Genomic DNA, 14591 nt, shown 5'->3' with positions numbered 1-14591 from the left:
TTTTAAGGAAGGTGTAGCAGATGACGGAACTCTTAACTATTGGGGAACCCATGGCCGTGCTCGCGGCCCAGGACGTTGATACGGCGCTCAAAAACGTGCAGCATTATCAGCGCTACTTGGCGGGAGCAGAGCTGAACGTGGCCGTTGGGGTTTCCCGGCTGGGACATCAGACGGAATACATTTCGGCGGTGGGCGAAGATCCCTTTGGGCAGTACATTACGGAGGAAATCACCCGGCTGGGCATTGGGACGCGGTATCTGAATCGCGACCGGCAGCACAAGACGGGCTTTTATCTAAAGCAAGCCGTTAGCCAAGGGGACCCGGGCGTTTATTACTACCGTAAGAATTCAGCGGCGGCGAACTTTGCCGCGGCAAGTTTGGCACAAGTTGATCTTCGGCGGGTGAAACTGGCCCACATCTCGGGGATCTTTGCCGCCTTGTCAACGGGCAATGCCCGCTTGCTTAGTCGTTTTTGTAAGCGTTTAAATGACGAGCAAGTCATGACGACGTTTGACCCGAACCTACGGCCGACGTTATGGCCTAGTCGTGACGAGATGGTGGCCGTAACGAACGACTTGGCACGGCACGCCAACCTCATTTTACCGGGCGTCAATGAAGGCGAGGTCCTAGTGGGCTCGCGGAGTCCGGAAGTGATTGCGGACTTCTACCTGAAACGTAGCGCCGTGACGCAGACCGTGATCGTCAAACTCGGCGCTAAGGGGGCCTTTATCAAGACCCGAGACGGGCTGCAGAAGTACGTGGCGGGCTTTCGGGTGCCCCGGGTAGTGGATACCGTGGGGGCCGGCGACGGGTTTGCCGTGGGATTAATCTCGGGATTACTGGAAGGCCTGGATCTGGCCGCCGCGACCCAACGGGGGTGTGCGATCGGAGCATTGGCCGTCACCACCCCGGGGGATAACGATGGTTACCCGACCCGCGCAGCACTCAACCAGTTTTATCACCAACAGTTACAACAGGCCTGATAAGGAGGACGTTAACATGAAGAGAATGCAACTCTTAACCCAGATGATCAACACGGGTGTGATTGCCGTGGTACGTGCGGCAACGGCGGAGAAGGCCGTTCAGGTAGCCGACGCCGTGATTAAGGGCGGAATCACGGGGGTCGAACTGACCTATAGCGTGCCTAACGCCGATAGTGTGATCGGTGAACTCACCGAGCGGTATGCGCATACCGATGTGGTGGTGGGGGCGGGCACGGTGCTGGACCCGACCTCCGCCCGATTAGCCATTATCGCGGGGGCCAAGTTCATTGTCAGTCCCGTTTTTGACCGGGAAGTGGCCCTGATGTGTAACCTGTATCAGGTTCCTTACGTGCCAGGAGTGTACACCCCGACGGAAGCTCAGACGGCCTTAAAGTACGGGTCGGAAGTCGTTAAGCTCTTTCCGGGAAAGATGGCTGGCGTGGGCGCCATCAAGGAGTACCAGGGGCCCTTCCCGTATCTAAACGTGATGCCGTCGGGTGGGGTCAACACCGCTAACATGCAGAGTTGGTTCGATGCGGGCGCCATCGTGGTGGGTGCCGGTGGTGGTTTGACGGCCCCGGCCGACCAGGACGACTTTGCGGGGGTCACGCGTAACGCGAAGGCGTACGTCGACGAGTATCAAAGAATTCGCGGGGGAATGTTGGTCTGATCCCGTTGGAAAAAATCAGTGATGAAGAGGGTTAGTTTAGATGAAGAATATGGGATTTCGTTGGTTTGGGTCGGCGGACGATCCAATTACGTTACAGGAGATTCGGCAGATACCGGGCACGACTCAGGTGGTGGGGGCCCTGTATGATGTTCCGGTGGGTGCGGCCTGGCCGGAAGCCGAGGTAGCTCAGCTAAAAGCCGCCGTGACGGCCGCAGGGTTAAAACTGGAAGTCATCGAATCGGTGAACATTCACGACGACATTAAGATCGGGTTACCGTCGCGGGATCGTTACATCGAAAATTATAAACAGACCATCCGGACGTTAGCGAAGTACGGCATCAAGGTCATCTGCTACAATTTTATGCCGGTCTTTGATTGGCTTAGAACCAACTTGGCTGCCGAACTGCCCGATGGGTCGAACGTGATGGCGTATGATCCATCGCAGTTGGTCAGTGATCCGGACGAAATGGTGACCAAGATTTCAACGGGGTTCAAGGGTTTGCAGATGCCGGGCTGGGAACCGGAACGCTTAGAACACGTTAAGGCCCTCTTTCGGCTGTATCGCGACGTGGATGCCGAGAAGCTTACGGCCAACCTCCAATACTTTCTAGAGGCGATTATGCCGACCTGTGAAGCGTGCGATGTCCGGATGGCGATGCACCCGGATGATCCGCCGTTTAACCTGTTTGGTTTGCCACGAATTTGCAAGAATCGCGACGACATGGCCCAGATTGCGGCCCTATATGACTCGAAGTATAATGGGTTTACGATTTGTACGGGGAGTTTAGGCGAAAACCCTGAGAACGATTTGCCGGCCATCATCCGGGAATTCGTGGGTCGCGATCGGGCCCCGTTTATCCATGCCCGCAATATTAAGTTTACGAATGCGGCCAAAACGCAGTTCCACGAATCCTCCCATTTTTCTGCGGCGGGCTCGTTAGATATGTACGAGGTGATGCAGGCCTTAGCCGACAGTGGGTTCGATGGGTACATTCGTCCGGATCACGGGCGTAACATCTGGGGTGAAGACGGGCGTCCCGGGTACGGCCTGTACGATCGGGCGTTGGGCATTGCCTACCTGAATGGCTTGTGGGAAGCCGTGACTAAGGCGCAAAGGCGCTAGGCCCCAAGTGGTAGGTTGCGGGTAACGTGGATGAGTTTAGCGAATAATCGGAGGCATGGTTCATGAAGATATATGTAGACGCACAAGCAACACGAGAGGGCAACGGCACCCAGGAAGCCCCGTATAAAACGATCAACGCGGCGGCACAGGTCGCGCTGGCGGGAGATGACGTGCTAGTCTTTCCGGGAACCTATCACGAATACGTCAACCCCCGCCACGGCGGGACGGACGCTGCACGGATTACCTACCGCAGTGTTGCGCCCCGTAAGGCGATCATCACGGGGGGCGAAACCGTCAAGACTTGGCAACCCTACCAAGAAAATGTCTGGGTTGTCCGCATCCCTAACGGCCGCTTTGGGGCCTATAACCCGTATACCACCTACGTCATGGGGGATTGGTACTTTGGTCCGGTGAATAAGCACACGGGAGCGGTGTACCTAAACGATCACCAATTCTACGAAACCACGTCGTTGGCCGACTGTTTAGCCGCCAAGGTTTATGCGCGTTCTTGGGAGCGGCAAAATTCAGTCTATAAGTGGTATACCGAACAGGATGACGCGACGGACGAAACCGTGATTTACGCGAACTTTCAGGGGAAGAATCCCAACCGCGAAGACGTCACGATTAACGTTCGCCGGGAGGTTTTCATGCCCCAAGCCACGGGCATCAACAATATCACGGTGAGTGGGTTTACCATCACTAAAGCTGCCACGACCTGGGCGCCACCGGCTTCCTACCAAGATGGGATGATCGGTCCCCACTGGTCGAAGGGGTGGATCATTGAGGATTGCGATATCAGCCACAGCCGCTGCGCCGGAATCTCGTTAGGAAAGTACCGGGATCCAGCTAACGACCAGTACTTCACGTACAAACACGTGAAGAGCCCCACCCAGATGGAACGCGATGCGGTCTGCCGGGGACAATATCACGGCTGGCTCAAAGAGAAGATTGGCCACCACATCATCCGTCATTGCAACATCCATCATTGTGAACAAGACGGGATCGTGGGCCGTCAGGGGGGCGTGTTCAGTCTCATTGAGGACAACCACATCCACGATATCAATAATATGCAGGAGTTGGCCGGAGCGGAAATAGCTGGTATCAAGCTCCACGCGGCCATTGACGTGATTATTCGGCGGAACCGGATCAACGATTGTACCATGGGCATCTGGACCGACTGGGAGGCCCAGGGAACCCGCATCACCCAGAACTTACTCGACCATAACTATGCGCCGGCGGGGACCGCTGAACGGATTGCGGGGGCGATGCAGAGCCAGGATATTTTCGTCGAAGTGGGGCACGGCCCCACCCTGATTGACAATAACCTATTGCTTTCCAAGGTTTCCTTGCGACTAGCGACGGAAGGGGTGGCCTGCGTGCACAACCTGATGTTGGGCTCAATCACGTCGATTGGGGCGAACACCGATGCGGTGGTGGCCGGGAAAAACCAACCACGCTATACGCCGTATCACATTCCGCACCGAACGGAAGTCGCCGGGTTCATGTCGATCCTGCACGGGGATAATCGGTTTTATAACAACATTTTCGTCCAGAACTGGCCGGTTGAACCCGCCGGCCACGAAACCGTAGTGGATCGCTCGCCGGAGGATCCGGAACGGGTCGGCACGAGTGGGTTTGATGAGTACCCAACCTACGCAGAATGGTACGCGCCGTTTAAACGTTTAGAAGGGACGGTGGCGAAGGAAAACGATATGAGCGCCCTTAAAGAAGCTCACTTCAGCCATCTCCCCATCTGGGCGGCCGGTAATAGCTACTTTAACGGGGCCCGGGCCTGGCGAAAGGAGACCAATCACTGGGTCAATCGCCGAGATCACGTGACCGTTAAACTAGTGGCTAACGGGGACCAGGTGCACCTTGAAAGTAACCTTTACGAGTTCCTCAAACACGCTTCTGCAGGGATTATCACGACCCAGACTTTGGGGGAAGCCTTTGAGCCGGAACAACGGTACGAGACCCCCAACGGCGAGGAGATTACCTTTGACCAGGACTACTTTGGCCATCACCGGGGGATCACCACCGTTCCGGGTCCCTTCATCTCGGGGGATGTCGCGACAGCGAACTTGTGGCCAGCTTAAGAACTGAAGGATTCTCTGCCACGCAAAAGGCGCTAGAAAGTGATGACTTTCTAGCGCCTTTTGACCGTCCTTTTATAATTTCGGTTGTTCCTGATTTTCCGCCGTGACCTGGTGCATGTTGATTGGTTGGCGGGCCATGTCGGTTCGCACCACGAACACGTCTACCGTGGCCATCCGACTGACGTAGGCCGTTACGGACCCTTCGACCATGCGCGCCACGGCGCTGAGTCCCGTAGCGCCGAGCATGATTAGGTCGTTATGGTGATCCTTGATGAACTCGGTAGCAATCACGGTTTTGGGATTGCCAAACCGAACGTGCGGGGCGATGTCGTGAAACCCGGTGGCCGCGCCGGTGGTCTCGACCAGGGATTGGAGGTAACCCACCGCGTCACTAGTCAATTCGTGAATCACGTCACCGGGCATGGACCCACTGGCGTAGAAACCGTAATGATTAATGCGCAAGACGTTTAGCAGATCGATGTGTGCGTGATGTTGTTGGGCCACGGTGACGGCTTTTTTCAGGGCCAGTTCGGCCTGAACGGAACCGTCAACGGGAACCAGGATACTTTGGTAGTTAAATGCCATACTTAGCCTTCTTTTTAGACTCGGCCGCGCAGCGTAATGGTGGCGGTGTCTAACACGTGACCGTTGATTTGGTGTAACAGATCGTTGAGCCAGAAGCCATCGGCGAGCTCCAACTTAGTGTTGAGTGCGTAGACCGTTAGGCTGTAGTCGTGATCCGCATTAGGCGGAAAGGGACCCGTGTAGTTCTGATAAATAGCGGGATCGGTGTTGCCGATTAACGCGCCGGCGTTACTGTTCCGGCCGTGGACGTGGGGAATCGCGTTGGTCCGCGAAACGTCGGCCGTGATTTCCCGGGTCGTTCCCGGAAAGTTAGCGGCCACCCAGTGAATCCAGGGGAAGCCGGAGACGGGCACGGCATCGAAGTCGATCAGATTCAACGCAATGGTGCGCGTTTTTCTGGGGATTTTACTCAGACTGATGGGAAATGATTTGACCGGAGTTCCTTGGTAAACGTCGTCGCCCGTGGCGTGCTTACTGAATTCATCGGCGAGGTAGCCGTTCTCGGTCGGTACAAAGATACGCATGAAATCCCTCCTAAATAAGCTGTGACTTACTCACATTATACCGCAGGAGTGGGGGTCCTCGCGAATAGATTAACACGGCTTGCCGCACCGTTCGTTTGCAGTGACTAGGGAGAATTGCTTGGTAGTTTTTAGGGGTCGCGCACGGTCCTGAACGCCAAGCACCCCATGAGTAATATACACAAAATAATGTATAAAAATCCATATAGAAAAAATAAATCGCATAAATTATTAAAAATAGCTTGATTTTTGATTAAAATAGCGTAAGCTAAGTTTAATCATTTTTTCAGAGAAAGGATTTGATCCAGGATGACTCCCCAAACCAAAATCGAGATTTTACAACATTTAATTCAGATTCCGTCCGTTAACGCCCATGAGGCCGACGTGGCGGACTACCTAGCGAGCCTGTTTGCCCCGTATCCCCAGGCAAAGGTTGAGCGTTTGACCTACGCCCCAGGACGGGATAACCTGGTGGTCACCATCGGCCAGGCTACCGGCCCGAGGTTGGGGTTATCCGGTCACATGGACGTCGTGGCGCCGGGCGACGAGGCCGCGTGGTCCCACGCCCCGTTTGGTGGTGAGATCGTCGGTGACCAGCTCTTTGGTCGGGGCGCATCGGACATGAAGAGCGGGCTGGCCGCCATCGTGATTACCCTGCTAGAGTTCCTGGAACAGGGGACCCCGTTGGCCGGAAGTGTGCGGTTGTTAGCGACGGTCGGCGAAGAGACCGGCGAGTACGGAGCGGCTCAACTGACCGACGCCGGGTACGCCGATAATCTTGCCGGACTAGTGATTGCCGAACCCAGTGGCTTGGATCAGGTGGTCTATACGGCCCGGGGCGTGATCGACTACAAAGTGGTTTCCACGGGTAAGGGCGTTCACAGTGCCAGCCCGGAGTTGGGCATTAACGCGATTACGAACCTCATGAAGTTTTATAACGCCGTAGGGCCGTTGATGGCGCAACATACGCAGACCGATCCCGTCTTGGGCGGGCTGTTACACAACGTGGACCTGATCTCCGGTGGGGAACAGATTAATTCGATTCCGGCGCACGCCGAGTTGATGGCCAATATGCGGACCATTCCGGCGTACCCGAACCAGATGATTTACGACGAGCTAGAGGGTCTGGTGGCGAAGCTCAATCAGGAGCCGGGCGTCCAACTCGACCTGTCATACAGTTTCCCCGAAGAAGCGATCCCGGGCGATCCGCACGCCCCGCTGGTTCAGTTGGCCAAGCAAATCAGTGATCGGGTTTGCGGCCACGACACGCAGGTGGTGGGGTCCGGTGGCGCCAATGACGGGGCGGAATTCCTACGCGCCAAGGGGGACTTTACCAGTATCGAAATTGGTCCCGGCAGTAACACCTCGCACCAACCCGACGAGTACATCTCCATTCAGGAGTACCTGCAGGCCATCGACTTTTACGAGGCGTTGGTCCCGGCATTCTTGGCCCAACCGGCTAACGGCGGTACCGACTAGGACCGTGAAAAAGGCAACGACAAAAGGACTTCGCGACGACGCGAAGTCCTTTATTTATGGCAATCGGTCGTGAGGGAACCATGAGTTGGGGTTCTCAAGTTTTGCTAAAAAAGTGGCCAAATTGGTAAAGTTTTGCCGGGGGCCTTGGCAAGGGCGGCTAAACCCACTATATTAGAGTTTAATTTATTAAGGGAAGCGAAAAATGTGACGATGCAACAACGCACTCGCCGGCGGTGGTTGGCCGGCTACCACCTGGTGGTGACCGGGCTCACCCTGCTGTCCGTGGTTAACGTGAGTTTCATGCTGGGGCATTTAGGGCCACTGGGGGTAGAACGGGTGATCAGTAACGGCCTGTTGGCACTTTTTGCGGTCGACTACCTGGTGCGGTTAGCCGTGACCACCAACCGGAAGATTTTCTTGATTCAATCGGCGTTCGACCTCCTAGGGATCATCCCCATGCACCCGGTCTTTGCCTTTTTCCGGCTGGGCCGGGTGGTGCGCCTGATTCGGTTTCACCACCTCTTCTGGCGCTGGGGCCTCGACGGCCAGTGGACCAAGGCCTATCACCGGTTCATTTACAGTACCGGCTTCATTTACCTGTTCTCCATCAGTGTCGCCATCATCGTGCTCAGTGCGTTTCTGTTCTCCTTATCTGAGAAGCAAAGCCTGGCCAATTCACTATGGTGGGCGGTGACGACGGCCACCACGGTGGGGTACGGGGACGAAACGCCGCACACGGCCGTGGGGAAAATCATCGCCAGCGTATTGATGTTCGGGGGTATCGGGTTTATCGGGTTATTGACCAGTACCATCACGGACTTCTTTACCAGTCGAGCGCAGCAGACCACTAGTGCCGAAACCACTCAGCAACAGGCCGATTTAACGGCCCTGTTGCAGAAGGTGGACGCGTTGACCGTCAAGGTGGACCAGCTCCAACGCCAGATTCAGCACCAGAACCGAAAACATTAAAAGAGTGGGACAAAAGGCGGTTAGCTGGCGAGCATTAACGTCGTAAAGCGGATAATCCTGGGTCTGGATTATCTGATTTACGGGGTTAAGCGGAACCAGCTGCCTTTTGGCGCACGTTTCGACACCAGGTGTTCGGAGACGAAAAGGAGCCTGAGACTTTTGTCCCAGACCCTTAAGACTTAACGAACGAACTGTAAATTGTAATTACCCTGCCCATCGGACGTGATGGTGTAGGTGGAGTAGCCGGCTTGTAACCACTGACTCTTCGAGGCCTGGGCCCAGTTTTGGGCGTCGTTGACCGAGGAGAAGGTGTGGGTGGTGCCGAAGGATGTCGGGTTACTGCTTTCCTTGGTCGTCGAACTTTGACTCGTGTTCGAGGAGCTGGTAGCGGTCGATGATTTAGTGACCTCCGCCTGGTCCAGTAACTTCTGCTCACGCGCCTGGGTAGCACTGTTGTCTTCGTTGTTGATGATGGCTTGAAGCTTCTGCTTTTGAGCGGCGGTTAACGTACCGTTCGTGAGGGCTTGCCGGTACTTGGCTTCGAAACTTTCGTAGACGGACTGCTCGGACGTTGATGAGGACTTAGCCGTCAACGAAGACTCGACGCTAGAAGCCGTCGCGGTATCCGAGGAAGACGATGATTTGCGGGTGTTGATGACCAGTACTAACAGCACGGCAATGGTGAGGGTCACCACTGTTAAGACCCAGGGCCACCACCGGCGTTGACGGCGGCGCCGCCGGGACGAGGGTTGGTCGTCCGCATTAAAATTATAGCGTTGTACACGTGATTTTGGTTCTTGGTTGTTCAACTGAAAAACCTCCATGTCCAGAAACGGTGTGTCGGTCGTGAAGTGGCCGATCAGTAACGCCGTTGACGTCGAAGTAAGTCGCATACGGTGACGGCAAAAGGGCCGTCGCAAATCTGCTGAATGAGCGTGATGATCGCATGCGGGTCGTTCCCGGTCCTTAAAATGGTGGGGACGACGACCGTTTCTTTGCTGTAAATCCAAAAAGTGAGTTTACCGTCACGACGGTAAACTACCACACCTTCCATCTTACCGCAAAAGCGGCACAGAGAGAAATCAAAACCACCTATTTCTCATTTTTCGGCGGTCCAAGTGCGAGCAAACGGGCGAATTATTGTATGATAGAGCTATCAAGTTGAAAAGGTGGTATTTAAATTATGCATAATGAGATTCCAGCCTTACCATTAGCCAATGGCAATCAGATTCCCCAACTCGGGTTGGGCGTGTTCCAGGTGGACAACGCCGAGGACACCAAGAATGCCGTGAAGTGGGCGTTAGCAGCCGGTTACCGGCATATCGATACGGCGGCCTACTATGGCAACGAACAGTGGGTGGGCGAAGCCATCCGGGAAAGCGGCCTTAAGCGCGAAGATATTTTTGTGACCTCGAAGCTGTGGAACAGCGAACGGGGCTACGACCAGACCAAGGCGGCCTTTCAGACAACGCTCGACAAGTTGGGGTTTGACTACCTCGACATGTTCCTGATCCACTGGCCGGCACCGGGCTACGAAGAAAGCTGGCGGGCCATGGAAGACCTTTACAAGGCCGGCAAGATTAGAAACATCGGGGTCTCGAACTTCCAGCAACACCAATTGGAACACTTGATGGAAAAGGCCACGGTTAAGCCGGTGGTCGATCAGGTGGAAACGCACCCGTACTTCCAGCAAAAGGACCTGCACGCTTACCTGGAAACGCAAGGTATCTTGCACGAAGCCTGGAGTCCACTGGGCGGTGGTAACAACGACGTCTTGCACGATGCGGTGATTAACGAAATTGCGGCGGCCCACGACGTGAGTGCGGCCCAAGTCATCTTACGCTGGCACGTGCAACGCGAAGAAGTCGTGATTCCTAAGTCCACCCATGAAGCCCGGATTGCGGCGAACCGGGATATCTTTGCCTTTGGCCTGGACGAAGACGAGATGCACCAGATCAGCGACCTCGACGCCGGTAAGCGGGTTGGCCCGAACCCTGACGACGAGGCTTGGTTGAAGCAATCCCAGACTTACTCAAGTCGCAAGTAACCCTTGCGGATAACGACATGGGGGAGCTAACGGCACTCGGCTGTAAAAGATTATCGGTAAAATGGCGGTTCTCCGATCGACGGAGGAGCGTCATTTTTAGTGGTTAGCGATATTGAGGAATTCCCTTCTGCTGGGCTTCGGCGGTTAGTTTGTCCCCGATGATGTTGGTGGCGGTAATGGGTACCTTGGTGAACGGGCTGAAGAACCGGGGCTTGTCCGGGTTGGGAACGTCCTGGTTAGCCCGTAAGTTGGGTACCCAAGATTTCAGATCAGCGTAGTGGTAACCAAGCTTTTGCGCGTAGTAGATAATTTCGCGGTAAGTGACGTTTTTAAAGTAGAAGTAGTACGCCAGTCCAGCGGCCACGAAGTACCACAGGATGGTCCATTGCAGGCCAATCTTACTGGGGGCTAAGAAGCCGGTGGTCACGGCAATAACGACGAAGGCCACGTAAAGGGCCGCGGCAGCCAGCGCCCAGCGTAATTTGTGCGTCAAGTTAATCATCTCACTTCCAGTTGAGTTGCTCCCAGTGTAAGGGGCTGGGGCTGGTAAATTCAAGCGATTTGGTCAAATTTAACGGGGAATCCTCGAAATTTGGACGTAGTCGTGTATAATAGCACAGTATTATATCTATGTATTATCTTAGTTGAGGCAAAATAGTTAATCTAAGAGATGCAGGACGTAATTTGATGAATCTGACGTAGGTGGGTAATTCTTTGATTAGGGTTACGCAATGAGAACTAAGTATTTGTTCACCACCTACTAGTCAGTTACTAGGACCCGCCTTGGGACTTGATGATGACTGCTTGTTGAGGATTAATTCCAAAGCGACCATTATTGCTAGTATGAGTTGGAGGGGCAGTCAGCAATGGGCTCAGGGGTGAGATTTGACTTAGCCGGTGGTTTTTACCGGCTTAGACAAAGGTCGGACTTTGAGACCTGAACTTTGGGCTCAAAGCCGTGCCCACCCCGTTCCAGCCCGTTGCTGACTGGCCCGGAAGCGTTTGTTAAAACAGGCCCTAGTCATCAACTTGTTGTGAGCCGCTGAGAAATGAGAGGTAGACGAATTGAAGTTAAGCTTTGAAACGATTCAACCAACGGATTTTGACCAAGTCGATCAGATCGTGACTGACGCCTTTGCGCCAGTCGCCGAGAGTCACGGACGGGAGGTCGCTTTCCTTCACCAGCTGCGAAACACTTACGAGTACCAACCAAGCTTTGAAATGGTGGCTAAACCCGACACGGACAGCGTCGTTGGTCACGGCATCTTAACGCCCGTCACGGTGCGCGGTAACCGCCACACCACCAAGATCTTGGCCTTAGCGCCATTAGCCGTGCATCCCGATTGGCAAGCCCAAGGGGTGGGGAGTCGGCTGTTAAGTGAGTTAGAGGTCCGGGCGCGCCTAGAGGGGTATCCGGCCATTAGTGTGGTTGGCGATTCTAACTACTACGGGCAACGCGGGTACGTGATGGCCGAAGAATTTTCAATCCATAACAGCCGTATGGTACCGATGGGTAACCACCTGATCAAACCGTTGACTCCCGGGGCCTTAGCCCACGTCGGCGGGATGCTGGAATATCCGTCAGCTTTCGATAAAATTTAAATTAAAGGTTGACGGCCTTTTCTCACCGTGCTATCATTCTAGTCAATCAAATAGCGAACGTTAACTTCCATTACAAGTAGCGAATTATCTGGGTGTCAGAAAGTCGGTGGGTGCTGCGAACCGATCAGGGTAATCTCGACGAAATACAGTGGAACGTCCTGGTCCGCCAGGCGGAGAAACTAGAACCGTTACCTTCTAGAGAGTGGACTAACTGGACCCTTAGGCGGACTGGTTAGTCAAGCTGGGTGGTACCACGGTAGAAGTCAATCAATCGTCCCTGTTGCAAGGAAACTTGCGGCAGGGACGATTTTTTTATCGAGAGAATGAGGAGAGTGGTCGTATGAAACAAGCAAAGCAGTGGCAACCCGTTAAATTAAGGGAAGCCTTGATCGTGTTACTTCTGATGTTGGTGATTATGGGAACCGGGGTCATTAAGTTTGGTTTATCCCCGCAAACGCCGGTCATGTTGGTGATTGCTCTGGTCATCTTGTGGGCGCGGGTCCGCGGCGCCGACTGGGAAAAGATTCACGGCGGCATCATTGACGGGATTAAGACCGGGATCATCCCCATCTTCATTTTTATCCTGATTGGGGCCTTGATCAGTGTCTGGATTCAAGCCGGCATCATTCCGTCCATGATGGTGGTTGGGTTTCACTTAATCTCCGCCAAATGGTTCGTGCCGTCGGTCTTTCTGGTGTGCGCCATCATCGGGTCGTCCATCGGAAGTGCTTTCACCATCATTTCGACCGTGGGGATCGCCCTGTTCGGGATGGGCGCAACCATGGGGATGAACCCCGCGTTAGTCGCCGGGGCAATTATCTCCGGGGCCATCTTCGGCGATAAGACCTCGCCGCTGTCCGACTCGACCAACCTGGCATCCGCCGTAGCCGAAGCCGACCTGTTTAGCCACATCCGTAACCTGATGTGGTCGACGATTCCGGCCTTCCTGGTCTCCCTGGTGATTTACGCCGTGATTGGGACCGGGGCCGCCAGCGATAATGGGATGAGCAAGATTGCCACGACCGTTAACACGCTGCAGGCGCACTTCACCATCAGTTGGTGGGCCGCCTTACCCCTGGTCATCATGGTCGTTTGTGCCGTGATGAAGGTGCCGGCCATCGCCACGTTGTTCTTAAACATCGGGGTGGCCATCGTGATGATCTTCATCGAACAACCCAAGACCTCGCTGTCCGGGTTAGCCACGACCATCGAATCTGGGTTCGTGTCCAAGACCGGGAACGCCAGCGTCGACGCCCTGTTATCCCGGGGTGGAGTTAGCTCCATGATGGGGACGGTTTCTCTGATCATCCTAACCCTGTCGTTAGGGGGCTTACTGATGAAGTTCGACCTGATTCAAACGGCCATGACGCCGTTAGTCAACCGGCTCACTAAATCTGGGTCGCTAGTCACTGCCGCCATTTTAGGGGGCATCGGGGTCAACATCTTCGTCGGCGAACAGTACCTGTCCGTGATCTTACCCGGGAAGGCCTTCAAGCAAGCCTTTAACCAACGCGGGTTGGCTAATTTAGCGTTAAGTCGGGTCTTGGAAGATGGCGGGACCGTCATCAACTACCTGATTCCTTGGGGCGTGGCCGGAGCCTTTGCGGCCAACACGCTGGGCGTTTCGACGCTGGCTTACCTGCCATTCTGCTTCTTTAGCCTATTGTCGCCGGTCTTCTCGATCATCAGTGGGTTCACGGGGATTGGTCTGAAGCGGCAGGCGCCCGCTGCGGCCACCAACGCCACCACGGCCGTCACGCCGGAAGCTTCTGGTCGGTAGAGTAAAGTTTGGTCGTTGTTGGTCGCCTTGCCAGCCGCTGCACTCTGCCGAGCCAGCGTTCTAGTAGTGGGCCCGATTCTGAAGCCCGTCCAAACCCGGCGGTCTCCAGAACTCGACCTTATCCTAAACTGACAAGAAACGTCGCTTAAGGATAATTTCACTACTAGAACGCCAGTCGGCGCCGTTGCGCTACGTTGTGGGTACCTCGTTCACACTAGTGATAACCTTTCGCGGGTGGGGGTATTCCCAATTCTAATTTGGGTGCTCCACCTTAGCCGAGAGGGAGGTCCCAATGGGGCTCAGTGGTGAAATTTCTGTTAGGCGGGTGGGTTTCCCGGCTTACAGAAAGGTCGAGCTTGAAGACTCACGGGGTGGGTGAGGCTTCAAGTCGTGCCCACCACGTTCCAGCCCCGTTGGGACCGACCGGCAAGGCGGCTATCAACGACTATTCCCGCTGGCTCGGCAGAGTGCAGCGGCCCACCAACGACCAACCTCCACAAAAAAAGAAAATTAAAATGAAATTAGTATTGACATCACAAAATGAGAATGTTTTAATATAGCCAATCACTTAAACGGAAAGGACAGATAATCATGACGAACTTACAGTTACCAACGACCGCGTATTATTTTGGCTTAGTTTACTTTAGGTAGCGTCCGTATCGCATTCCAGATACGGACGGCACACACGTCCGTGTCTAGAGTTAGCGAAGTCATGATTGTCTTTGGCCAGCTAGAC

Annotated in this window: 13 protein-coding genes; 9 read left to right on the top strand and 4 right to left on the bottom strand. The window is 54.6% G+C overall.

From position 1 onward, the window contains the following. The first annotated feature begins 20 nt into the window (after positions 1-20). The 4 genes from RI501_RS11685 (at position 21) to RI501_RS11670 (ending at position 4872) form a co-directional block, all read left to right on the top strand. Positions 21-983, top strand: a complete 963-nt coding sequence (locus tag RI501_RS11685) for a sugar kinase (protein WP_313822797.1) — start codon at positions 21-23, stop codon at positions 981-983. A gap of 16 nt (positions 984-999) precedes the next feature. After that, positions 1000-1653, top strand: a complete 654-nt coding sequence (locus RI501_RS11680) for a bifunctional 2-keto-4-hydroxyglutarate aldolase/2-keto-3-deoxy-6-phosphogluconate aldolase (protein WP_313822795.1) — start codon at positions 1000-1002, stop codon at positions 1651-1653. Between the two features lie 40 nt (positions 1654-1693). After that, on the top strand, positions 1694-2776 hold the full coding sequence (uxuA, locus tag RI501_RS11675) for a mannonate dehydratase (protein ID WP_313822793.1): 1083 nt from the start codon (positions 1694-1696) through the stop codon (positions 2774-2776). Between the two features lie 62 nt (positions 2777-2838). Then, a complete protein-coding gene (locus RI501_RS11670; RefSeq protein ID WP_313822791.1) occupies positions 2839-4872 on the top strand; it encodes a right-handed parallel beta-helix repeat-containing protein in 2034 nt (677 codons plus the stop codon). Between the two features lie 72 nt (positions 4873-4944). Here the strand turns inward: RI501_RS11670 and RI501_RS11665 are convergent, their stop codons facing one another. Both RI501_RS11665 and RI501_RS11660 read right to left on the bottom strand, forming a co-directional pair. Further along, positions 4945-5457: a universal stress protein gene (locus RI501_RS11665; RefSeq protein WP_313822789.1), complete on the bottom strand. Its 513-nt coding sequence runs from the start codon at positions 5455-5457 to the stop codon at positions 4945-4947. A gap of 14 nt (positions 5458-5471) precedes the next feature. Continuing rightward, on the bottom strand, positions 5472-5981 hold the full coding sequence (locus RI501_RS11660) for a YbhB/YbcL family Raf kinase inhibitor-like protein (protein WP_313822787.1): 510 nt from the start codon (positions 5979-5981) through the stop codon (positions 5472-5474). Positions 5982-6287: 306 nt separating this feature from the next. On the opposite strand from RI501_RS11660, the gene RI501_RS11655 reads away from it, so the two are divergent. Next, positions 6288-7457 carry an ArgE/DapE family deacylase gene (locus tag RI501_RS11655; protein ID WP_313822785.1) on the top strand — a complete coding sequence of 390 codons (1170 nt, stop codon included), beginning with the start codon at positions 6288-6290 and terminating at the stop codon, positions 7455-7457. A 204-nt stretch (positions 7458-7661) separates the two neighbouring features. Then, positions 7662-8426, top strand: a complete 765-nt coding sequence (locus RI501_RS11650) for a potassium channel family protein (RefSeq protein WP_313822783.1) — start codon at positions 7662-7664, stop codon at positions 8424-8426. A gap of 179 nt (positions 8427-8605) precedes the next feature. Here the strand turns inward: RI501_RS11650 and RI501_RS11645 are convergent, their stop codons facing one another. Beyond that, positions 8606-9235, bottom strand: a complete 630-nt coding sequence (locus RI501_RS11645) for a hypothetical protein (RefSeq protein WP_313822782.1) — start codon at positions 9233-9235, stop codon at positions 8606-8608. A 374-nt stretch (positions 9236-9609) separates the two neighbouring features. On the opposite strand from RI501_RS11645, the gene RI501_RS11640 reads away from it, so the two are divergent. Beyond that, positions 9610-10473, top strand: a complete 864-nt coding sequence (locus RI501_RS11640; protein WP_313822780.1) for an aldo/keto reductase — start codon at positions 9610-9612, stop codon at positions 10471-10473. 103 nt (positions 10474-10576) lie between these two features. Here RI501_RS11640 and RI501_RS11635 read toward each other — a convergent pair whose 3' ends face one another. Next, positions 10577-10975, bottom strand: coding sequence for a hypothetical protein (locus tag RI501_RS11635; RefSeq protein ID WP_313822778.1), 399 nt, complete (start codon positions 10973-10975; stop codon positions 10577-10579). Positions 10976-11538: 563 nt separating this feature from the next. On the opposite strand from RI501_RS11635, the gene RI501_RS11630 reads away from it, so the two are divergent. Together RI501_RS11630 and nhaC are read left to right on the top strand one after the other, a co-directional pair. After that, entirely contained in the window at positions 11539-12075 is a 537-nt protein-coding gene (locus tag RI501_RS11630) for a GNAT family N-acetyltransferase (protein ID WP_313822776.1), read from the top strand. 340 nt (positions 12076-12415) lie between these two features. Then, on the top strand, positions 12416-13855 hold the full coding sequence (gene nhaC / locus RI501_RS11625; RefSeq protein ID WP_313822775.1) for a Na+/H+ antiporter NhaC: 1440 nt from the start codon (positions 12416-12418) through the stop codon (positions 13853-13855). Positions 13856-14591 lie beyond the last annotated feature (736 nt).

Source organism: Levilactobacillus zymae (assembly GCF_032190635.1).
In the GTDB taxonomy this organism is placed as follows: Bacteria; Bacillota; Bacilli; order Lactobacillales; family Lactobacillaceae; genus Levilactobacillus; species Levilactobacillus zymae_A.
This window is presented reverse-complemented; position numbering and strand designations above follow the sequence as displayed.

Excerpts from the sequence above, each read along its gene's own strand:
- RI501_RS11685 (WP_313822797.1), top strand. The coding sequence starts at position 21 with ATGACGGAACTCTTAACTATTGGGGAACCCATGGCCGTGCTCGCGGCC.
- RI501_RS11680 (WP_313822795.1), top strand. The coding sequence starts at position 1,000 with ATGAAGAGAATGCAACTCTTAACCCAGATGATCAACACGGGTGTGATT.
- uxuA (WP_313822793.1), top strand. The coding sequence starts at position 1,694 with ATGAAGAATATGGGATTTCGTTGGTTTGGGTCGGCGGACGATCCAATT.
- RI501_RS11670 (WP_313822791.1), top strand. The coding sequence starts at position 2,839 with ATGAAGATATATGTAGACGCACAAGCAACACGAGAGGGCAACGGCACC.
- RI501_RS11665 (WP_313822789.1), bottom strand. The coding sequence starts at position 5,457 with ATGGCATTTAACTACCAAAGTATCCTGGTTCCCGTTGACGGTTCCGTT.
- RI501_RS11660 (WP_313822787.1), bottom strand. The coding sequence starts at position 5,981 with ATGCGTATCTTTGTACCGACCGAGAACGGCTACCTCGCCGATGAATTC.
- RI501_RS11655 (WP_313822785.1), top strand. The coding sequence starts at position 6,288 with ATGACTCCCCAAACCAAAATCGAGATTTTACAACATTTAATTCAGATT.
- RI501_RS11640 (WP_313822780.1), top strand. The coding sequence starts at position 9,610 with ATGCATAATGAGATTCCAGCCTTACCATTAGCCAATGGCAATCAGATT.
- RI501_RS11635 (WP_313822778.1), bottom strand. The coding sequence starts at position 10,975 with ATGATTAACTTGACGCACAAATTACGCTGGGCGCTGGCTGCCGCGGCC.
- nhaC (WP_313822775.1), top strand. The coding sequence starts at position 12,416 with ATGAAACAAGCAAAGCAGTGGCAACCCGTTAAATTAAGGGAAGCCTTG.